The sequence below is a fragment of the Marinobacter sp. G11 genome (assembly GCF_021282325.1).
Lineage (GTDB): Bacteria > Pseudomonadota > Gammaproteobacteria > Pseudomonadales > Oleiphilaceae > Marinobacter > Marinobacter vinifirmus.
The window spans coordinates 52,085-73,056 of record NZ_JAJSPB010000010.1 but is presented as its reverse complement, the minus strand read 5'-3'; the positions used below and the strand labels follow the sequence as shown (position 1 = coordinate 73,056).

Sequence of the window (20,972 nt, the reverse complement as noted above, 5' to 3'; positions counted from 1 at the left end):
CGGGCGCTTTTGAACCACGGCCATCCTGTGACAAAATTGGCGCCTTGATTTTCAGGCAAACTAAAGCAACAACCGTCAAACTCAGGGAAACCCGCCCGTGACACCGTTTCGTTTATTTCTCAGCTTACTGCTTATCATCAGCTCGGTTGCCGTGGCCCAGGCCCGAACGGTTTGGGTAGACGACAAAGTTTACCTGCCTGTCCGCACCGGCGCCGGCTCCCAGTTCCGCATTATCGAGAACGCAGTCAGCGGCACCCGCATGGAAGTGCTCGAAACCGGAGACGGCTACACCCGGGTACGCACCTCCAAGGGTAACGAAGGCTGGGTAGCCAGCCAGTATCTGAGCAACCAGCCCATCGCAGAAGACCGTCTGCAACAGGCAACCCGAGACCTTGAAACCGCCCGGACAGAACTGGCCCAGGCCCGGGAACAGCTCAATGCCGTTACCTCAGAGCGCGACGAACTGGAGAGTGCCGAAAGCAACCTGTCCAGCCGGTCCCAGCAACTGCAGACAGAACTGGAGCGCATCAAGAACATCGCCGCCGACTCCATCAACCTGGAGCGCCGCAACCGGGAGCTGCTGGAAGACAACCAGAAACTGCGTAACGACCTGGAAGTACTGACCGCCGAAAACGAGCGCCTGGAAGCCGGCAAAGAATCCGACTTCATGCTGCTGGGCGCCGGCCTGGTGTTTGCCGGCGTGCTGCTGGCGCTTCTGGTGCCCATGCTCAAACCTACCCGCAAGACCGACAACTGGGCCTGATCACCGGCCCTCCAAGTTCCAGTCCTGCAAACAAAAACGGCGGCCCATCTGGCCGCCGTTTTTGGTTCTGCTTCCTGCCCCGGAATTACACCAGGGGCTTCTCGGAAACAATGATGCCGTTGTTATCGGCATAGACATACTGCCCCGGGTGGAACGTCACCCCGTGGAAGGTCACCGGAATGTTCAGGTCACCAATGCCACGCTTCTCGGTCTTGCGCGGAATGGTACCCAGCGCCTGAACACCCAGGTGGGTCTTGCCGATCTCGTCTACATCGCGGATGCAGCCATAGATAACCAGCCCCGCCCAGCCGTTCTCAGCGGCTTTCTCGGCCAGCATATCGCCCAGCAGCGCATTCCGCTTGGAGCCGCCACCGTCAACCACCATCACCCGGCCGTTGCCCGGCAGGCCAACCTGCTCTTTTACGATGGAGTTATCTTCGAAGCACTTAACCGTTACGATTTCGCCGCCAAACTGACGAACACCACCGTAGTTGTTGAAACCGGCTTCCACCACCTGTACTTCCGGAAACTCGTCGCACAGATCCGGCGTAATAATATTGCTCACCTTGCTACTCTCCTTTTTCCGAAGCGTTCGTAATCAGTCAATCTTTTCGTCGGCCAGGAAGAACCAGGTATCCAGGACAGAATCCGGGTTCAGGGATACCGTATCGATACCCTCGTCCATCAGCCACTTGGCCAGGTCCGGATGATCCGACGGGCCCTGACCACAGATGCCAATGTACTTGCCGGCTTTCTTGCAGGCCTGGATAGCGTTGGACAGGAGGATCTTCACCGCATCGTTCCGCTCATCGAACAGGTGGGCAATGATGCCGGAATCCCGGTCCAGGCCCAGGGTCAGCTGGGTCAGGTCGTTGGAACCGATAGAGAAGCCATCGAAGTGCTCCAGGAACTGATCCGCCAGCAGAGCGTTGGCCGGCAGCTCGCACATCATGATCACCCGCAGGCCGTTCTCGCCGCGCTTCAGGCCGTTCTCGGCCAGCAGGTTCACCACCTGCTCGGCTTCGCCTACCGTGCGCACAAACGGAACCATCACTTCCACGTTGGTGAGGCCCATCTCGTTGCGCACCTTTTTCAGGGCACGGCATTCCAGCTCGAAACAGTCACGGAAGGTTTCGGAAATATAGCGGGACGCACCACGGAAGCCCAGCATCGGGTTCTCTTCGTCCGGCTCGTACAAAGTACCGCCAATCAGGTTGGCGTACTCGTTGGATTTGAAGTCAGACAGGCGAACAATCACCTTCTTGGGCGCAAAGGCTGCGGCCAGGGTGGAAATACCCTCAACCAGCTTGTCCACGTAGAAGTCCACCGGCGAGGTGTACCCGGCAATGCGCTTGTCTACGGTCTGCTTGATATCCCGCGGCAGGTTGTCGTAGTTCAGCAGTGCTTTCGGGTGCACGCCGATCATCCGGTTGATGATGAACTCGAGGCGGGCCAGGCCCACACCTTCGTTCGGCAGCGCCTGGAAATCAAAGGCACGGTCCGGGTTGCCCACGTTCATCATGATCTTGAACGGAATGCTGGGCATGGAATCGACGGTGTTCTCACGCAGTTCGAAGTCCAGCGCACCCTCGTAGATCATGCCGGTGTCGCCTTCGGCGCAGGACACAGTCACTTCCTGGCCATCGTTCAGCAGCTCGGTGGCATCGCCACAGCCTACGACCGCCGGGATACCCAGTTCACGGGCAATGATCGCCGCGTGGCAGGTACGGCCGCCACGGTCTGTCACAATGGCAGACGCGCGCTTCATGACCGGCTCCCAGTCCGGGTCCGTCATGTCTGTTACCAGCACGTCGCCGGGCTGCACACGGTCCATTTCGTTAATACTGGTGATAATTTTCACCGGGCCACTGCCGATCTTGTGGCCGATACTGCGGCCTTCCACCAGCACCTTGCCGGTTTCTTTCAGCAGGTAGCGCTCCATAACGTTGGCAGACGCACGGCTCTTGACGGTTTCAGGGCGGGCCTGAACGATGTAGATCTTGCCGTCATCGCCGTCTTTGGCCCACTCGATGTCCATCGGGCGCTGGTAGTGCTTTTCGATGATCATGGCCTGCTTGGCCAGCTCTTCTACTTCCGCGTCGGTGATGGAGAAGCTGTTGCGCTCGTCGTGGTCTACCTTCACGGTCTCCACAAACTTACCTTCGCCGGGCTCGGAATGGTAAACCATCTTGATGGCCTTGCTGCCCAGGTTACGGCGCAGCACAGACGGACGGCCCGCTTCCAGGGTCGGCTTGTGTACATAGAACTCGTCAGGGTTTACCGCGCCCTGTACTACTGTCTCGCCCAGGCCATAGGAAGAGGTAATAAACACCACGTCACGGAAACCGGATTCAGTGTCCAGGGTAAACATGACGCCGCTGGAAGCGGTTTCACTGCGCACCATTTTCTGGATACCGGCAGACAGCGCCACCAGCTTGTGGTCAAAGCCGTGGTGAACCCGGTAGGAAATCGCACGGTCGTTGAACAGGGAGGCAAATACTTCTTTGACAGAAACACGAACCTGCTCCAGGCCAACCACGTTCAGGAAGGTTTCCTGCTGGCCAGCGAAAGATGCATCCGGCAGGTCTTCCGCAGTCGCAGAAGAACGAACCGCAACCGCCATGGACTCATTGCCATCCCGGAGTTTCGCGTAGGCTTCTTTCAGGGCATTATCAAGAACGTCGGGGAACGGGGTGTCGATCACCCACTGGCGAATCTGTGCGCCAACCCGGGCCAGTTCGTTAACATCGTTAACGTCCAGGGCATCCAGGGCTTCATCAATGCGGTCTTTCAGGCCATCGGTGGCCAGGAATTCCCGGTAGGCGTGTGCAGTTGTTGCAAAACCGCCAGGAACGGTAACACCTGCATTGGCGAGATTACTGATCATTTCACCGAGGGAAGCGTTCTTGCCTCCAACACGGTCAACATCGGACATTCCCAGGTGGTCAAACCAGATAATGTAATCTTCCAAAGCGTGGTCTCCCTTGAGTCTGTGTGGCGCGGAGTCTCGAATATGGCGGCTATGATACTGTAAGCTGCGGGAATTACCTAGGGACTAGCCTAAAACTGAACGGAAAGAAATCATGAAAAGAACGGCTTTTTTTATCTCGGACGGCACAGGGCTGACCGCCGAAGCACTGGGCCACGCGCTGTTGGCACAGTTTGAAAAAATCGATTTCGAACGGGTAACCGTGCCCTATATTGATGACGAAGACAAAGCCCGCGAGATGGTCATCCGCATCAACAAGGCCGCTGAAGTGGATGGCGAACGGCCCCTGGTGTTCGACACCATTGTGAACAGCACCATCCGCGAGATTATCAGCGATGCCGAAGGCTTCATGATCGATATCTTCGGCACCTTCCTGAGCCCGCTGGAGCAGGAACTGAGTTCGTCGTCCTCTTACTCGGTGGGCAAGTCCCACTCCATCAACAACGAAGGCAGCTACGAGCGGCGCATCCATGCAGTCAACTTTGCACTGGATAACGACGACGGCGCCCGCACCCGCCACTACGACGAAGCAGACCTGATCCTGGTAGGCGCGTCCCGCAGCGGCAAAACGCCTACCTGCCTATACCTAGCCCTGCAGTACGGCATCAAAGCCGCCAACTATCCGATCACCGAAGAAGACCTGGACGACCAGAAAATGCCGGCGGCCCTGCGGCCCCATAAAGAAAAGCTGTTCGGCCTGACCATCGACCCGGACCGCCTGGCCACCATCCGTAACGAACGGCGGCCCAATTCCCGGTACTCGTCCATCCAGCAGTGCATGCACGAAATCGAAGAAATCGAGCTGATGTACAAGCGGGAACGCATCCCCTACCTGAACACCACAGCCTACTCGGTGGAAGAGATTTCAACCCGGATTATGGTAACCACCGGGTTGAAACGTCACCGTTAAAGCTCCTGGATAGCCAGCCCCAGCCCTTCGGCAACTTCCCGGTTGTCCGGGCTGGTGACTACCGCCACGCTGGCGTTTTCCGGCTTCAGCCAGGTGTCTGCCACCCGGCGCAGCTCATCCATTGTCACGCCCAGCACCCGTTCCCGGAACCGGGCGCGCTGCTCTGGTGACCGGCCAAACAAGCCATTATGGAACGCATGGCGGGCAGCGCCGGCCGGAGAACGGGGCCGGTCAAGCTGGCCGATCACGCCCAGAATAGCTTCTTCCAGGGATTGGTGATCATGCTGTTCGGTGCGCAGCCACTCGAGCGCCGCATCGAAATCGTCCAGGGTTTCCGCCAGGCGTGGATCGCGGTACGAGAAGAACCGGAACACACCGTTCACACTGTCCTGCCCGGAACCACCACCGTAGGCGCCGCCCTTCTCACGAATAGCCCGGTGCAGGTAACCGTTACGCAGGAAGCCACCCAGTACCGTCAGCGCTGCTGCATCCGGATGGTCCACGGCAACAGTGCTGTAGGCCTTGGCGCAGAAGTTCACCTGGGTAGAGGTCAGCCAGGCTTCGCGGGTGTTGTAGTTCACCGGCTCCATGCTCCAGCTTTCGCTGGTTTCACCGCTGTCGTTCTGCCAACAAGCTTTCAGCTCGTCCAGCATAGGCGCCAGCTGGCCATCTTCGCCAATCAGCAGGAACTGGCGACCCTGGTTGCGAATCTTGTCATGCAGCGCGGCCAGGCTGGCACAGAAATCCTTCAGGGCCTGTTCGTCTTTCAAAGACTTGTCCAGGGCCTTGGTGCCCCGAATCCCTTCCAGGCCACCCAACCGGAACGTCAGCCAGGCGCCGGCGCTCAGACCCTGGGCGGCAGCACCCATAGCCAGTGCGTGGCCACTGCCGGTGACCGCCTGTTCGCGGCGGGCACGGGCCTGGGCCACGATTTCGCGAATGCGATCGTGCTCGTCAAACCGCACACCGGTATACACATCTTTCAGCAGACGGGTCAGCGCCGCACTGTTGCGGGCCAGTGCCTTGCCGCTGAAGATCAGGTAGCCGGACATAGCCTGTACATCGTCAATCCGGCCCTTGGCGGTAAAGGATGCGCCAATGCCGCCGGATTCCGCGGAAATACGATCCTGCATCTGCAGGTAATCCAGGTCGCCACAACCCAGTTCGGAAATCAGGGTGGTGTAGTAAGGCAACAGCAGCAGTTCGTCTTTGCTCAGGGCCGGAAGTGGCAGCACAACCTGCTGGTACACCAGGCCGTTGGTGCCGCGGGCATACACCGTAGCGCCAATTTCAGCATCGTAACTGCCGACTGGCTCCGGCATCTGCAGGGGCACATCGTCCAGCCCTACCTTCGGCAGAATGGAATCGTCGTCTTTGCGCAGCTGGCGCTCTTCCAGCGCCTGTGCCCGCTCGACAATCTGCTGCACTTCCTCTTCGCTCAGGCTGGCCTTGCGCCTGGCCAGGGTTTCCCGGATCGCCTTCTGATGCTGGCTTTCCAGGTTTTCGTCCGGGCGCAGGGTCAGGGTTACCCGGTGCGGGTTATCCAACAGTTTGCGACGAATCAGGCCTGGCACGTAGTCCGGGTCTTTGATCTTTTCACGCAGGGTAGCCAGTACCGGCTCAAGGTCCAGCAGCTCCACCGGATCCCCGCCGTGCACCATGGGTGAAATCGCGTGCATGATCAGCTGCAAACCATAGGGGAAGCTGTCGCCAGCGATCTCCCGCTGATGCAGTTCCAACTGGTGCAGAATGGCTTCCAGCCGCTCCTGGCTGATGCCTTCGTCGACCACCTTCTGCAAGGTGGACTCCACCAGCTGCTCCAGCTCGGCACGGCGCTCCGGCTCACTGCCTTCAATACCGCACACAAAGGTCATTTCCCGGTTGGAATCTTCCAGCCCGCACATGGGCGATGGCGCGTGGCCCAGATCGGTGGTTTCCAGTGCCCGCATCAGCGGTGATGCACTGTTTTCCAGCAAGACGGAAGACAGCAGCTGGCCTTCCAGGTTTTCCTGCAGGTCAAAGCTGTGGCCCAGCAACCAGCCCATCACAATGTGGGTTTTGTTCTCGGTGCCTTCGCCATCATTCACCGCATAGCCCTGCTCCACCCGCATAGGGGCGAACATGCGCTTTTCGTCCCGCACCGGCAGCTCGATGTCCAGCTTGTCGAACTGCTTCAGGGCCAGCTCTTCGAATTTCTCGTGGTGCTCACAGGCGGGAATGTTGCCGTAGGTGGCAAAAATCGCGTTGCTCGGGTGGTAATGGTGCTTGTAGAACTTCACCAGGTCATCGTAGCTCAGGTCTACGATGTGGTCCGGCTCACCGCCACTGTTGTAGTGGTAGGTGGTCGTCGGGAACAGGTGGCTGGTCAGGTTCTGCCACAGCTGGGAAGTGGGCGCACTCATGGCCCCCTTCATTTCGTTATAGACCACGCCCCGGTACACCAGGTCGCTGGACGGGTCGTCCGGCTTGTCGAACTCCAGGCGATGGCCTTCCTGGGCAAAGTCCAGCGGGTCGAGCTTGGAGAAGAACACCGAATCCAGGTACACCGACAACAGGTTGTCGAAGTCCTTGCGGTTCATGCTGGCGAACGGGTAGGCGGTCCAGTCGCTGCTGGTAAAGGCGTTCATAAAGGTGTTCAGGGAACGCCGGATCATCATGAAAAACGGGTCGCGAACGGGATAACGCTCACTGCCGCACAGTGCCGTATGCTCGAGAATGTGCGCAACACCGGTGGAGTCCATCGGGAAGGTACGCAGGGCTACGAAAAACACGTTCTCGTCGTTATCTGCCGCCAGGTGAAGATGGCGGGCACCGGTTTTCTTGTGGCGATACTCCTCAACCTCCAGGTTAAGGGTGCCAATCCGGTGACTGCGAATTTTCTCGAAAGCCGGATGGATTGCGTTGTCTGTCGCTGCAGCCATTAAAACGATCCTGTGTATTGAACAATTGGAGAATTACAGGGTAACACGTACTATCGGATATGATGCACGGAACGGACTCAACAAGGTAGCCTGCCGATTTATGACAGACCATACCCAGAAGCACATAGACTCTCCTGAAGTAGCCGCCTGGTGGGCCGAACGCCGCCGGTACCTGGAGCAGATCCGCAAAACACCGGAACTCAGACAGCAGTTTCGCAAGGAAGTTGCCCTCTACCTGCTGCGCCGCGCCCTGTGGTGTTACGGTTTCTTCCCCGTGGTGATCGCCTTCTGGCTGCCCTTTGTACTGTCCAGCTTCAACCCGGTGGTTATGGCCAACAGCCTGATCCCCATGCTGCAGGAGTTCGTTGCCTCCAACCCGGAACAACAGGCCACCACCCTGAGCACCCTGACCATCGCCTGGCTGTCCATCGGCAGCTTTTTCCTGGTGTTCGACTTCGTTCTGACCCCGTTCCGGTCACCCTATGAATATGAAGCCGATGTGTACATGAAGGCGTGGGAGCAGGTTAACCATGACCCGCTTCCGGACAAAGTGTGATTTGGCCAGCATTCTGACCAACTACAGGCGGTTTCTGTTACATAACGTTGCACACAGTGGTTAAGATGAAACCATAACAAAAGCATCCGGAACGTATGGATCACGAGGTTTCATCATGGTCGATTTCAGACCACTGCTGTTCATCAACGCGCTTGCCCTAATGCTGCTGGTTACCGCCGGATTTGCCTCGGTACGCAAAGACATCACCCTGCCTGTAGCCCAGGCGCCCGAGGTGGAAGCCGTCATTACCAAAGCCAGTGCAGAGCCAGGCCCGGAGCCCGCCGAAACCCCGGAACCGGTGTTTGCCGATGCAGAACCCGAACCTGAGCCCGAACCAGAGCCTGCCCCGCAGGTTCAACCCGAGCCGGCCCCGGAACCCGAACAGCCCCTGATTGCCGAACCCTTCTCGGTTGAACCCATGGCCGAAGAGCCGGAAATGCTTGCCATGGCCGAGCCCGTAGTTGCAATCTCAGCCCCGGCTGCCACGCCGGCACCAAAGGCCGAACCCGAAACTGCCGCCAAACCTGCCCCGGAGCCCGAACCGGCCACCACCGGCAAGCTGGTACTGCGCTCCAACGTGGTGGGCGATGTGGTCACCATTAACGGCCGCAACTATGGCGCCACCCGCCTGGATCTGGAACTGGACCCCGGCCGTTACGACGTCACCATTGCCAAGCCCGGCTACCAGCCCTGGACCAATTCGGTGGCCCTGAAAGCCGGCCAGCAGATGACCCTGGTTGGCCAGCTCGAAGAACTCACCCGCGTAGAATTCCGCAACGGCCAGTGGCTGGGTGGTGTTAAAACCGGCGATGGCACATACGAAGACGATACCGGCCTGCGTTACCAAGGCCACTTTATCGATGGCAAGTTCCACGGTGAAGGCACCGCCTGGTATCCGGATGGCAGCCGCTACAACGGCCTTTTCGAACGCAACGAATTCCACGGCAAGGGCACCCTGGCCCGGGCCAACGGCGATACCCTGACCGGCAACTGGGCCCAGGGCAACCTGCACGGACAGGGCTCCCTGACCACCACCGGCGGTATGCTTTATGTGGGCGGCTTCCGCAATGGCGAGTTCCACGGCCAGGGCGCACTCACCTACCCCGATGGCCGCACCTATGAAGGCGAATTCTCCAATGGTGAATTCCACGGCCAGGGCACAGAAATTTTTGCAGACGGGAAGAAATACGATGGGCAATACATGGAAGGAAAATTCCATGGCAAGGGGCTGCTGCGCAACCCCAACGGAAGCTCCATCGAAGCCACTTTCCGCCACGGTGAACCCTACGGACAGGTTCGCCTGACAACCGCAGCCGGCGAAATATTTACCGCCCGCTCAACGGAACCCGGTGTGTGTTATCGGGAAAAAAGCTATCGGGCCACCCAGTGCCCGCAACTGGAAGGCTGGTAATCAAAAACCCGGTCGCAGCACCCACGCGTCAGCAGTAACAGGTTGAGGAAGTGACATGCCAATCAAGAATGCTCTGCTTGTGGACGACTCCAAGGTAGCCCGGTTTGCCCTCAGCAAACTGCTCGAGAGTCGTGACATGGAAGTGAACATGGCAAGCTCTGCCGAGGAAGCCCTGGACTTCCTGAAAAACAACGGCCGCCCGGATGTGATCTTCATGGATCACCTGATGCCCGGCATGAACGGCGTAGAGGCCACCAAGGCCATCAAGGGCAACCCGGACACCGCCGGCATTCCGATTATCATGTGCACCTCCAAGAAATCCTCCGATTTCACGGAAGAAGCCAGGAACTTCGGCATCTACAGCATCCTCACCAAGCCGCCCCAGACCGAGCGTCTGGAGCTCGCCCTGCAGGAGCTGGCCAACGACGTAGAGCACGGCACCCTGCCGGAGCCGCCAGCCGAGATGGAATCCGCCGAGGTCGAGCCGAAATCCGAGATCAACCTGAACGGCCACGCCGGCGCCGATGTGGTGCCGCTGACCAGCAATCTGATCGAACAGATTTCCCGTTCCGCCGTAAAAACCCACATCAACAACCGCCTGCACGAACTGCTGAGTGACCTGTTTGATGAACAGTACGACCACTTGAAACGGGCCCTGGACGACTCCCGGAGCAAGCAGGAGGCGGAGCTGGAAGAACGCCTGAACACTCTCACCGCGATGGTCGACGAGCGCACCCGCAACCTGCGGGACGACGTAGCCGCCGAGGTGAACATCAACCTGGGCCGGGAACTGTCGGCCCTGAAGAAAGAACTCTCGAAAACCGCCGGCTTTACCCCCGATCACCTGGCCGAGCTGAAAGACCACATCACCAATGTGCAGACCATCGACACCGAGTTCTGGCAAACCCTGCAGTCTGAAGCCATTCAGCAGGCCCACGAAATCTCCCGGGAAACCGCGGAAGACATCGCCCAGCGCACCATCGACCTGTACGTCTCGCAGCAGCGCTCCGCCAACTCCCGCATGTACACGCTGGGCCTGGCCGTGAGCCTCGGCATTTTCAGTGTGGGTATCGCCTGGCTGTCAGGCCTGTTCGGTGCTTAACACCGCACGTACCTGACGCCAGTCGCCGGGGGTGTCGACATCCTGTTGCACCCCGGCAATCTCTACCCGTCCGGCTCCCGCACGGTTCAGGATAACACCCGCTCCGGCATCCCCTTCCAGCTGAAATACCTGCGGCCAAAGGGCCCTCGGAATCCACGCCGGCACTCCCGTTCTGCGCCCGTAACTGGCGCCCAGGGCTTTTTCCGGGTTATCCCGGGCCTGCCGGGCCAGCTGCTTCAGGCCGCCCACATCCAATAACGGCTGATCCCCCAACACCACAAACACGCCCAATACCCGCGGCCCCAGGGCGGCCACACCCGCCTTCAGGGATTCCGCCAGCCCGGCCTGCCAGTTGTCGCACACAATCCAGCTTGCCGGCTGCCTGTGGCAGCGAAAACGCACCAGCGGATAACCCGCACCAGCCACCACGGTAACCTGCGCCGACAACTGCCGGGCCTGGCCAATGGCGTTGTCCAGTAACGTGCCGCGCCCAGGAACCCGCAACAACTGTTTGTAATGCCCCATTCGGGAGGCATGGCCCGCCGCCAGCACCAATGCCGGAAACTGCTGATCGTGAGAACAAGGGTTGATGGTTAAGATGCCGGATTCCTTAATAGCGTGGATAGCTGCAGTAAACTGCTGAATCCCGCGATTTTTGCTAGAATTCCGCCACCATGCAACCAAATCAGCCGGACCATTCATGAACCACCTCTTTGTCGACAACCTCACCGTGATTGACTTCGCCTACCTGGACCCAAGCCGGGGCCTTGTGGGTGAAAGCTGGATTGCAGACGTGGTTCTGGGCGGCGAACTGGACGATCAGGGCATGGTGTTCGATTTCAGCCTGGTCAAACGCACCATCAAACGGGTGATCGACGAGCGGGTAGACCACCGCCTGGTGATCCCCCGTGGCTATGAAGGCCTGCACTGGAACGAAGAAACCCCGGACACCTTTATATGGGACCTGACCGACGGCAGCCGCATCGAACACCGCTCACCGGATGAAGCCGTGGTGTGGCTGTCCTCAGACCGGGTAGTCCCCTCGGCCGTAGCCGCCCTGCTGGAAAAAGAACTGATGGCAGTGCTGCCCGGCAACGTCACCTCCGTGGAAATCAACCTGCGGGAAGACGTGATTGAAGGCGCTTACTACCACTACGTACACGGCCTGAAGAAACACCTGGGCAACTGCCAGCGCATCGCCCACGGCCACCGCTCCCCCATCCGCATCGACCGCAACGACCACCGGGACTACGACCTGGAAAACCGCTGGGCCAAACTGTGGAAGGATATCTACGTAGGCACCGAAGAAGACGTAACCCGCCGCTTTGTAGGCGACGACGGCGCGGCGTACATCACCTTCGAATACGAAGCCAACCAGGGCGAATTCGCCCTCACCCTGCCGGAAAGCCGCGTGTACATGCTGGATACCGACACCACCGTAGAGCTGATTGCCGCGCATATTGCCGACACGCTGAAGGCAGAGTTTCCGGAAGACGAGATTCGGGTGAAGGCTTATGAAGGCGTGGGCAAGGGAGCGATTGCTGCCCGCTAGGGGACCAGGGGGCAGCCCCCAGGGGTCAGACTCCCCAACGGGGGTCTGACCCCCATTCTCCGAGCTATAAGGGGTCAGACCCCCGTTGGGGAGTCTGACCCCTGGTCCGGACACAAAAAAACCGCCCGAAGGCGGTTTTTTTGATGGCTATCCGGTGGACTAAACCGTCAAGCCGTATTGGCGTCCCCTAGGGGGTTCGAACCCCTGTTGCCGCCGTGAAAGGGCGGAGTCCTAGGCCACTAGACGAAGGGGACTAGAAATTGGTGGAGCCAAGCGGGATCGAACCGCTGACCTCAACACTGCCAGTGTTGCGCTCTCCCAGCTGAGCTATGGCCCCTCAACGGATGCGTATATTAAGGATCCGCCCCGGGGGCGTCAACACTTGAAAACGCTTTTTTTAAAGTTTTTTGAACATCCCTGTTCACATCGTTCAATTAACCCACAAACCGCTTATTAAATATCCAGAGCGGCGTATTCTTTCTCTACTTTCTTGGTTTCTTTCTTGGAGAAACCACCCATTACGTCCAGCGCGGTGCGCAAACGGGCGCGGGTCATGTCCGGGCCAAGCAGGGCCATGGAGTCCATTACCGACCAGGAATTGGGCGTTCCGGCAATGGCCACGAAGATCGAGAACATGAAATCCCCCATCTTCAGGTCCATGGCCTTGGCCAGGGCCTTGATGTCGGCAAAGATGGTTTCCTTGCTCCAGTGGCGCTGGGCCTCCAGCTTCCACAGGGTGAACTGCAGCACCCGCTTGACCTGGGCTTCTTCCAGCTTGTTGTGGGCGAAGTCTTCCGGCTTCAGGTTCAGCATGCCGCTGAACATGAACTGGGCCATGGGGGCAACGTCAGAGAACACCTCTGCCCTGCCCTTGATGTGCGGCACCAGCGCTTGCAGGTCATCACGGTTGAACCACCACTGATACATCCGCTCCATGAACTGCTCGTCGCTCAGCTCATCGCGAATCCACTGGCCGTTCAGCCAGCGCAGCTTCTCCACATCAAACACCGGGCCACCGAGGGACACGCGCTGGATATCGAAGTTCTCGATCATCTCATCCAGGGTGAACTTCTCGCGCTCGTCCGGCATGGACCAGCCCATTCGGCCCAGATAGTTGGTGACCGCCTCCGGCAAAAAGCCCATGCGCTCGTAAAAGTTGATGCTGGTGGGGTTCTTGCGCTTCGACAGCTTGCTCTTGTCCGGGTTACGCAGCAGCGGCAGGTGGCAAAGCTCCGGCATGTCCCAGCCAAAGTACTGGTACAGCAGCTTGTGCTTGGGCGCGGAGTTGATCCACTCCTCACCCCGCAACACATGGGTAATGCCCATCAAATGGTCATCCACCACGTTGGCCAGGTGGTAGGTAGGCATGCCGTCGGATTTCAGCAGGATCTGGCAGTCCACCTGGGCCCAGTCAATTTCGATGGTGCCCCGGAGCATGTCCTGGATCTCGCACACACCTTCATCCGGCACCTTCATGCGGATAACGTAAGACTCGCCGGCATCCAGGCGGCGCTTCACTTCGTCTGCCGGCAATTCCAGGTCACCCTTGATACCCGGGTTCAGGCCCTGGGCCTTGCGCTCTTCGCGGATGGCGTCCAGTTCTTCCGGGGTGCGGAAGCAATAGAAGGCATGGCCGGCGGTAACCAGGTCTTCTGCATACTGGCCGTACATGTGCTTACGCTCAGACTGGCGATAAGGGCCGTGGGGGCCGCCCACATCGGGGCCTTCATCCCAGTTCAGGCCCAGCCAGCGCAAGGCCTTGAGGATATCCTGCTCGGATTCCGCCGTGCTGCGGGCCTGGTCCGTGTCTTCAATGCGCAGAATGAACTGGCCACCGTGCTGGCGTGCAAAACACAGGTTGAACAAGGCCACGTAGGCGGTACCAACGTGTGGATCGCCAGTGGGCGACGGGGCAATTCGGGTGCGTACTGTCATGAAACCATCCTGAAAATAAGTGGCCGATTTATAAAGGGCGCATTATAGCGGCCATGGGGCGGTTTCGCATGATCGGCTTTGCACCAACTGCCGCTAATGTAATATTATAACGTTTCAGGACATCATCAGGATTCAGTACCATGAAACGCAGCACCCTCTCTCTCGCCCTTGGCATGGCCGCGGCCGTTACCGCCTTTCCGACCTCTGCCGCCAACGTTGTTACCTCCATCAAGCCACTGGAACTGCTGGTGAAAGCGGTAGCCGGCGACAGTGTGCAGGTTTCAACCCTGGTACCTGCCGGCTCCAGCCCCCACAACTACACCATGAAACCCTCCCAGCGCCGTGCCCTGGAACAGGCCGACGCCATCTTCTGGGTTGGGCCGGAGATGGAAACCTTCCTCAACCGCCTGCTCGGTGGCCATGAATTCGACGGCAGGGTGGTGGCCTTTACCGACGTGCCGGAAGGCGAAGACGAGCATCACGAAGAAGAACACGATGACCACGGCCATGCGCACGACCACGGAGACGGCGAAGACCCGCACATCTGGACAGACCCGCAACTGGCCCTGAACATGGCACGGGACATCCACGCCAAGCTGGTCACGCTGGAGGATATGAAGAAAGAAGAACTGGACGCCAACCTGGCCCGGTTCGAGCAAGACCTGAATGCGGCAGAACGGGACATCAAAGCCAGCCTGGCACCGCTTCACAGCATCAGCCTGTTTGCCTACCACAGCGCCTTTGAACGCTTTGCCGAACACTATGAACTGCAGCTGGATGGCGTGCTCACCCTGAACCCGGAGCTGTCCCCCGGCGCCCGGCATATTGCCGAAGTGCAGGACAAACTGCGCCAGGCCAACCAGCCGTGCCTGCTGACCGAACCCCAGTTCAACCGCCAGTGGTGGCGTTCCATCACCGAAGGCCTGGACGTGACCTTCAGCACCTGGGACCCGCTGGCCACCGATATCGAATCGACCAGCGAAGGCTACATCCAGTTCCAGCAATCCATTGCGGACGCTGTACTGGAATGCCTACCAGAACAGGCTCAGCATTAACGGAATGGTGACCATCGCCAGCAAGGTCTGCCCGCTGATGATACCCGCCATCAGCGGCGCATCACCGCCCAGCTGGCGTGCCAGGATGTAGGCCGAGGTGGCGGTAGGCAACGCTGCCAGCAACACCGCCACCTGCACCAACAAACCACTCAGCCCCAGCGCCCAGGCCAGCCCCACCACCATGGTGGGGAAGGCCAGCAGCTTCAACCCCGACGACACCAGGAACGGCGCCGAAGCACCCCGCAAGGCGCTCAACTGCAACCCTGCCCCCACCGTCATCAGCCCCATGGGCAGCGCCAGGTTACTCAGGGGTGCCAGAATACCCGCCAGCAGCGGATGGAAACCGATCTGGAACCAGCTCCAAAATACCCCCAGCACCGAGCCGACAATCAGCGGGTTGGTCACAATCGCCCGCAACACCTGAACCACGCTGACCTTGTCCTGCCCCGCCACCAGCGAGAACATCAGAATGCACAGCAGGTTCAGCAACGGCACCATAATGGCCACCGCGATGGCCGTCAGCGACAGCCCGTCGTCCCCCAGCAGCATTCCGCCCGCCGCCAGGCCCACATAGGAGTTAAAGCGAATAGCGCCCTGATACACCGAGGAAAATACCGGCCCGCTCCAGCGCCAGAACAGCTGAACCGCCACCAGCACGGCCGTCATCGCCAGTAGCATGGCCACAATCAGCAACGCGGTGTCGGCATAGGCCGAGGCCGGCAACCTGGCCTGCCCCAGCTTGAACACCAGCATGGCCGGGAAAAGGATGTAATAGGTGAACCGCTCCGCCTCGGGCCAGAAATCCCCGCCCGGGAAGTTCAGCCGCCGTAAAACATGGCCCAACATGATCAATACGAAAACCGGAAACAGGGCCTGTACAACTACCGGCATGCCATCATCCTTTTAACCGTTGCCATTTTGCTCTTTGGGGGTTAGATTCAGCCTATAGCATCCTATAACGGACTGATTCGAACAACGTGAACAGCCAGATTTCCTGTATTCACACATCCTCTTTGGCACTGCGGTCTTCCTCTGCGAACACCGGCAGGGCTGCTATCCGCCTCTGATTTCGCTGAATCCACCTTACACCCCTTCCGGATTCAGCGCTTAAAACCAAACATTGTTGAACCATTTTTCCGGAGATTTCTATGTCTGAATTACCCTCTATTACTGTTGCCGAAGAAGATTACAACCGCCTGAGCACCCTGCTCGAGCGCATGGCCGGCAAGTCCGACGTCGCCGACGGCCTGGAAGACGAACTCAGCCGGGCAGACCTCGTGCCCCTGGCCGAAATGCCCGAAGGCGTGGTCACCATGAACTCGCTGGTGCGCTTTGTGGATGAAGACGCCGGCAAAGAACACGAAATGATGCTGGTTTACCCCCACGAAGTGGGCGATGCAGACCACAAGGTTTCCATCCTGGCCCCGGCCGGTGCCGCCATGCTGGGCCTGAGCATCGGCGACAGCATCGAATGGCCCATGAAAGGCCGCAAGCCCATCCACCTGAAGGTGGTGAGCGTTACCCGCGGCGCATAAGCAATTTCCTTTACAAATGTCATAAATTGACATTTCTCCAAATGGCCAGCGGCCTCCGGTGTTAGCCTGAAAGCAAGCTAACGAGACTATCAGGAGGCCGTATGACCGAAAAGCGCCACGAAGACTGGGACCCAAGAGCCGCCAGCGTACAGAAAGACCAGATCCGCGCGTACGACGACATGCGCGAACGCTGCCCCGTGGCCTGGAGCGATTACCAGCAATGGACGCTGTTCCGCCATGCAGACGTGATGGCCGTACTGGAAGACCACGACACCTTCAGCAACGCCGTGTCTGCCCACCTGTCCGTTCCCAACGGCATGGACCCGCCCGAGCACACCCCCTATCGCAAAGTGATCGAACCCTACTTCGCCCCGGAACCCATGGCCCGGTTCGAACCAATTTGCCGTGAGATTGCCCGTGGGCTGGTAAGCCAGTTGGCCAAGGGGGAAACCGTGGATGTGGTCGATGCCCTCAGCCGCCCCTTCGCCCTGCATATCCAGTGCGCCTTCATGGGCTGGCCCGAGCGCCTGCACGAACCCCTGGCGGAATGGGTACGCAAGAACCACCGCGCCACCCTCGCCCGGGACCGCGATGCTATGGCCGCTGTGGCCCAGGAATTCGACGGCTACATTACCGACATGCTTGAAACCCGCCGCCAGGCCGGCGACCAGGCTCCGGACGACGTCACCACCTCGCTGATGCGTGAACAGGTAAACGGCAAGCCCATGACCGATGACGAACTGGTCAGTCTGATGCGCAACTGGACCGTGGGCGAACTGGCCACTATCTCGGCCTCCGTCTCCATACTGCTGAACTACCTGGCCCGGCACCCGGCTTTAATGGCCGACCTGAAAGCCGCACCGGAGCTGCTGCCCGAAGCCATCGACGAAATCCTGCGCATGGATGCCCCGCTGATCTCCAACCGCCGGGTAACCACCCGCGAAGTCGAAATCGGCGGCCGCACCATTCCGGCCGGCGAGAAAATCACCATCCTCTGGGCCTCCGCCAACCGGGACGAAGCCGAATTCGGCAACCCGGACAGCTACTGCCCGCACCAGAACGCCAGCAAAAACCTGCTCTACGGCGCCGGCATCCACGTATGCCCCGGCGCCCCCCTGGCCCGCATGGAGCTGCAGGTATTCATGGAAGAATTCCTGAAACAGATAGCCGCCGTGGACAGCACAGAAGGCGAACAACCAGAACGCGCCATGTTCCCCACCGGCGGCTTCAACCACCTGCCCCTGATCTTCCATGGGGGTCAGACCCCCGGTACATTTTGACCCACCAAATGTATTCGGGGTCTGACCCCGAATACAAAAAAGCCGCGCCGGGTTTGGTACCAGGCGCGGCTTTTTGATTGCGGGTGCGATCAGTCTTCGATGAACACCAGGCTCTCTTCGGAACCGGTCGCTTCCAGGCGACCCAGCGGCTGAAGCTCCAGCCCCTGCTCGCGAGCCTTGGCTTCGAAGGCTTCGCGGCTGCTTTCCGCCACGCTCACCATCAGACCGCCACTGGTTTGCGGATCGCAGAACAGCAGCTTGTCGGCCTCGGTCATGCCGGAGATCGCCTTGCCGAACGCTGCCGCGTTGCGGTGGGTGCCGCCCGGAATGCAGTCGGCATCAATGTACGGCTGCAGGTTTGGCAGGGTCGGAATCGCCTTGCGGCTGACGGTAGCCTTCAGGCCACTGCCCCGGCAGATTTCCAGCAGGTGGCCAGCCAGGCCGAAACCGGTTACGTCGGTCATCGCATTCACGCCATCAAGCTGTGCGAACACCTCGCCCACCTTGTTCAGGGTCGACATGTTCTGCACCGCGACGGCCAGGTCTTCCGGCGTTACCTTGCCCTTCTTGGAGGCACTGGTCAGAATGCCCACGCCCAGCGGCTTGGTCAGATACAGCAGGTCACCCGCCTTGGCGGTGTCGTTGCGGATAATGCGGTCTACCGCCACCTGGCCGGTCACCGCCAGCCCGAAAATCGGCTCTGGCGAATCAATACTGTGGCCACCGGCCAGTGCAATGCCTGCCTCGGCGCACACGGCACGGCCGCCATCAATCACCTGCGCGGCAATCTCCGGCGCCAGCTCATTCACCGGCCAGCCCAGAATCGCAATCGCCATCACCGGCTTACCGCCCATGGCGTACACATCACTGATGGCATTCGCCGCCGCAATCCGGCCGAAATCGTACGGATCATCCACCACCGGCATAAAGAAATCGGTGGTACTGATCACGCCAATCCCGTTACCGATATCCGCCACCGCGGCATCATCCCGGCTGCTGTTACCCACCAGCAGTTTCGGATCATGAAAATCCGGCATATCGGTGTGCAGAATCCGGTCCAGAACATCCGGCGCAATCTTGCAACCACAGCCCGCGCCGTGGCTGAATTCAGTCAACTTGATAGACAAAGCGTCTTCCTTCTTTGGGTTGAAGCAACTTGGTTATCCTCTCAATACGCAACAGTCTACAATGCGGCCTACTCCCCGGCCAATAAAACCACCGGGGTCAGACCCCTCAAATTTTATCCGCCAAAGCGGATAATCCTCGCCATCGGGGTCTGACCCCGAACTTTTTATCCCGACAAGAGGATAAATGGACTTTATCCCCTACAGGGTATATGGTTGAGAAAATCCGCTTAAGGGGATAAGTGTGAGAATCACATCACCTGAAATGCTGGCGCAGGCATTGAAGAACATCAGGAAGGAGCGTCAGCTCAGCCAGAGCGTGGTTGCTGATAACGTTGGCCTGAAGCAGGCGACCCTATCTGGCTTCGAGAACAAGCCGGAGGCGTCTCGGGTTGAAACGCTGTTCAAGCTGCTTACCTCCCTCGATCTGGAGCTGCACCTGAGCGAGCGCGATACAAAAAATGCCGAGGCTGGCTGGGACCAGGAGTGGTGAGATGTCACAACTCCTGGTAGCGCTCAACGGAATTGAGGTTGGCATTCTTAAAAAGGCCCGCTCCGGCGCGATGACTTTTCAGTACCTGAAAGATTGGGTAAACCGGCCTGGCGCGCGGGCTATCTCGTTATCCTTGCAGCTCACACTTGCACCCTACAAGGGTGAGAAAGTCTATAACTTCTTCGACAACCTGCTGCCGGATTCCGATACCCTTCGAGCCCGCATGCAAGCTCGCTTTCGTGTTGCCAGCAGTCACGCCTTCGATCTCCTTGCCAGCGTGGGCAGGGACTGCATTGGGGCCATTCAGCTATACCCCAATGGCATGGTGCTGCCTGACGTTACACAAACCAGGGCCAGGCCGCTGAACAACCGGGACATCGAGAACCTTCTGGCAGGCTATCAGGATGCGCCGCTGGGTATGGCCAAAGATCACGATTTCCGCATATCACTGGCCGGCGCTCAGGAGAAAACCGCACTGCTGTGGCACCAGAATCAATGGCAACTTCCTCTGGGTTCGACGCCCACCAGCCACATCTTCAAACTACCGATTGGTTTTCTCGAACACAGCAACATTGACCTGCGCGAAAGCAGCGAGAACGAATGGCTCTGCCTTCAGATTCTCAAAGCCTTCGGCCTGCCAACCGCCAACGCAGACCTGGCGCGTTTCGGGAACCAAAGCATCCTGATTGTCGAACGTTTTGACCGGAAATGGTCAAGCGATGGTTCCTGGCTGATGCGTCTGCCCCAGGAAGACTTCTGCCAGGCACTGGGCATTTCGCCCGCGCTGAAATACGAAAGCGATGGCGGGCCGGGTCTTCGCCAATGCATGAAGATTCTTGAAGGCTCGCAGAATGCCAGCCAGGACCGGGACACGCTTTTCAAAACCCAGCTGGTGTTCTGGCTTCTGGCGGCCATCGACGGCCACGCCAAGAACTTCAGTCTGTTCCTTGAACCCGGCTCGGCTTACCGCATGACGCCACTGTACGACGTCATTTCAGCCTATCCGCTGATGACTCAAGGAAGCCTGGCACCGGCACGCACTAAGATGGCCATGTCTCTTAAAGGCCGAAACCGGCATTATCACTGGGCCAGAATGCTTCCCCGGCACTTTCTCTCAACTGCAAAGGCCATGGGCTTTTCGCCGACGCGGGCCGCCGCCATAATGGAAGAAACGGTGGCTCAAACCGAAGCCGTCATCGAATCCGTCAACGCGCGGCTACCCAATGGATTTCCGGCGAAAGTAGCTGACCCGATTCTCACCGGCCTTCGAGCACAAGCCCAGAAAGTGGGGTCTGACCCCGATCATTTTATCCCTTTCAACGGATAAGCCGAATCTCCTCCGCACA

The 20,972-nt window shown here is 59.1% G+C and carries 18 protein-coding genes and 2 tRNA genes; 11 read left to right on the top strand and 9 right to left on the bottom strand.

What is annotated here, in order from left to right; translation table 11 throughout:
• Positions 1 to 97 precede the first annotated feature (97 nt).
• Positions 98 to 763, top strand: a complete 666-nt coding sequence (locus LWH94_RS08720; RefSeq protein ID WP_199456899.1) for a TIGR04211 family SH3 domain-containing protein — start codon at positions 98 to 100, stop codon at positions 761 to 763.
• Between the two features lie 85 nt (positions 764 to 848).
• Here LWH94_RS08720 and rraA read toward each other — a convergent pair whose 3' ends face one another.
• Together rraA and ppsA are read right to left on the bottom strand one after the other, a co-directional pair.
• Entirely contained in the window at positions 849 to 1,328 is a 480-nt protein-coding gene (rraA, locus tag LWH94_RS08715; protein ID WP_022988086.1) for a ribonuclease E activity regulator RraA, read from the bottom strand.
• A gap of 33 nt (positions 1,329 to 1,361) precedes the next feature.
• Positions 1,362 to 3,734, bottom strand: a complete 2,373-nt coding sequence (gene ppsA / locus LWH94_RS08710) for a phosphoenolpyruvate synthase (RefSeq protein ID WP_232901922.1) — start codon at positions 3,732 to 3,734, stop codon at positions 1,362 to 1,364.
• 112 nt (positions 3,735 to 3,846) lie between these two features.
• Here ppsA and ppsR point away from each other — a divergent pair, with 112 nt between their 5' ends.
• The gene (gene ppsR, locus LWH94_RS08705; RefSeq protein ID WP_058340102.1) at positions 3,847 to 4,662 is read left to right on the top strand and encodes a posphoenolpyruvate synthetase regulatory kinase/phosphorylase PpsR; all 816 of its coding nucleotides are present in this window, start codon (positions 3,847 to 3,849) and stop codon (positions 4,660 to 4,662) included.
• On the opposite strand, the gene LWH94_RS08700 is transcribed toward ppsR, so the two are convergent.
• Positions 4,659 to 7,583 carry an insulinase family protein gene (locus LWH94_RS08700; protein WP_232901921.1) on the bottom strand — a complete coding sequence of 975 codons (2,925 nt, stop codon included), beginning with the start codon at positions 7,581 to 7,583 and terminating at the stop codon, positions 4,659 to 4,661. The two genes, ppsR and LWH94_RS08700, sit on opposite strands and share 4 nt — an antisense overlap.
• Before the next feature lie 100 nt (positions 7,584 to 7,683).
• On the opposite strand from LWH94_RS08700, the gene LWH94_RS08695 reads away from it, so the two are divergent.
• The 3 genes from LWH94_RS08695 (at position 7,684) to LWH94_RS08685 (ending at position 10,652) form a co-directional block, all read left to right on the top strand.
• The gene (locus LWH94_RS08695) at positions 7,684 to 8,139 is read left to right on the top strand and encodes a hypothetical protein (protein ID WP_094624247.1); all 456 of its coding nucleotides are present in this window, start codon (positions 7,684 to 7,686) and stop codon (positions 8,137 to 8,139) included.
• A gap of 115 nt (positions 8,140 to 8,254) precedes the next feature.
• Positions 8,255 to 9,550, top strand: coding sequence for a PEGA domain-containing protein (locus LWH94_RS08690; RefSeq protein WP_232901920.1), 1,296 nt, complete (start codon positions 8,255 to 8,257; stop codon positions 9,548 to 9,550).
• A 55-nt stretch (positions 9,551 to 9,605) separates the two neighbouring features.
• On the top strand, positions 9,606 to 10,652 hold the full coding sequence (locus tag LWH94_RS08685; RefSeq protein WP_232901919.1) for a response regulator: 1,047 nt from the start codon (positions 9,606 to 9,608) through the stop codon (positions 10,650 to 10,652).
• Here the strand turns inward: LWH94_RS08685 and LWH94_RS08680 are convergent.
• Entirely contained in the window at positions 10,632 to 11,177 is a 546-nt protein-coding gene (locus tag LWH94_RS08680) for a nucleotidyltransferase family protein (RefSeq protein ID WP_232901918.1), read from the bottom strand. The genes LWH94_RS08685 and LWH94_RS08680 overlap by 21 nt on opposite strands.
• Positions 11,178 to 11,352: 175 nt before the next feature.
• Between LWH94_RS08680 and LWH94_RS08675 the strand changes: the two genes are divergently transcribed.
• Positions 11,353 to 12,204, top strand: coding sequence for a 6-carboxytetrahydropterin synthase (locus LWH94_RS08675; protein ID WP_232901917.1), 852 nt, complete (start codon positions 11,353 to 11,355; stop codon positions 12,202 to 12,204).
• A gap of 178 nt (positions 12,205 to 12,382) precedes the next feature.
• Here the strand turns inward: LWH94_RS08675 and LWH94_RS08670 are convergent.
• From LWH94_RS08670 to gltX, 3 genes are all read right to left on the bottom strand, one after another.
• Positions 12,383 to 12,458: transfer RNA gene (locus LWH94_RS08670), tRNA-Glu, on the bottom strand.
• 7 nt (positions 12,459 to 12,465) lie between these two features.
• Positions 12,466 to 12,541, bottom strand: a tRNA-Ala gene (locus tag LWH94_RS08665).
• Between the two features lie 116 nt (positions 12,542 to 12,657).
• A complete protein-coding gene (gene gltX, locus LWH94_RS08660; protein ID WP_232901916.1) occupies positions 12,658 to 14,139 on the bottom strand; it encodes a glutamate--tRNA ligase in 1,482 nt (493 codons plus the stop codon).
• Between the two features lie 140 nt (positions 14,140 to 14,279).
• Here gltX and LWH94_RS08655 point away from each other — a divergent pair, with 140 nt between their 5' ends.
• The gene (locus LWH94_RS08655) at positions 14,280 to 15,194 is read left to right on the top strand and encodes a zinc ABC transporter substrate-binding protein (RefSeq protein WP_232901915.1); all 915 of its coding nucleotides are present in this window, start codon (positions 14,280 to 14,282) and stop codon (positions 15,192 to 15,194) included.
• On the opposite strand, the gene LWH94_RS08650 is transcribed toward LWH94_RS08655, so the two are convergent.
• Positions 15,171 to 16,085 (bottom strand): AEC family transporter, encoded by a 915-nt coding sequence (locus tag LWH94_RS08650; RefSeq protein WP_232901914.1) that lies wholly within the window; start codon positions 16,083 to 16,085, stop codon positions 15,171 to 15,173. The genes LWH94_RS08655 and LWH94_RS08650 overlap by 24 nt on opposite strands.
• Positions 16,086 to 16,342: 257 nt before the next feature.
• Between LWH94_RS08650 and rnk the strand changes: the two genes are divergently transcribed.
• Positions 16,343 to 16,729: a nucleoside diphosphate kinase regulator gene (gene rnk, locus LWH94_RS08645; RefSeq protein ID WP_022988098.1), complete on the top strand. Its 387-nt coding sequence runs from the start codon at positions 16,343 to 16,345 to the stop codon at positions 16,727 to 16,729.
• Between the two features lie 101 nt (positions 16,730 to 16,830).
• Positions 16,831 to 18,009: a cytochrome P450 gene (locus LWH94_RS08640; protein ID WP_232901913.1), complete on the top strand. Its 1,179-nt coding sequence runs from the start codon at positions 16,831 to 16,833 to the stop codon at positions 18,007 to 18,009.
• An 89-nt stretch (positions 18,010 to 18,098) separates the two neighbouring features.
• Here the strand turns inward: LWH94_RS08640 and selD are convergent, their stop codons facing one another.
• Positions 18,099 to 19,136: a selenide, water dikinase SelD gene (gene selD / locus LWH94_RS08635; protein WP_232901912.1), complete on the bottom strand. Its 1,038-nt coding sequence runs from the start codon at positions 19,134 to 19,136 to the stop codon at positions 18,099 to 18,101.
• A 241-nt stretch (positions 19,137 to 19,377) separates the two neighbouring features.
• Between selD and LWH94_RS08630 the strand changes: the two genes are divergently transcribed.
• Both LWH94_RS08630 and LWH94_RS08625 read left to right on the top strand, forming a co-directional pair.
• Positions 19,378 to 19,626: a helix-turn-helix domain-containing protein gene (locus LWH94_RS08630; protein WP_058340113.1), complete on the top strand. Its 249-nt coding sequence runs from the start codon at positions 19,378 to 19,380 to the stop codon at positions 19,624 to 19,626.
• 1 nt (position 19,627) lies between these two features.
• On the top strand, positions 19,628 to 20,953 hold the full coding sequence (locus LWH94_RS08625; protein ID WP_232901911.1) for a type II toxin-antitoxin system HipA family toxin: 1,326 nt from the start codon (positions 19,628 to 19,630) through the stop codon (positions 20,951 to 20,953).
• Positions 20,954 to 20,972: the final 19 nt, after the last annotated feature.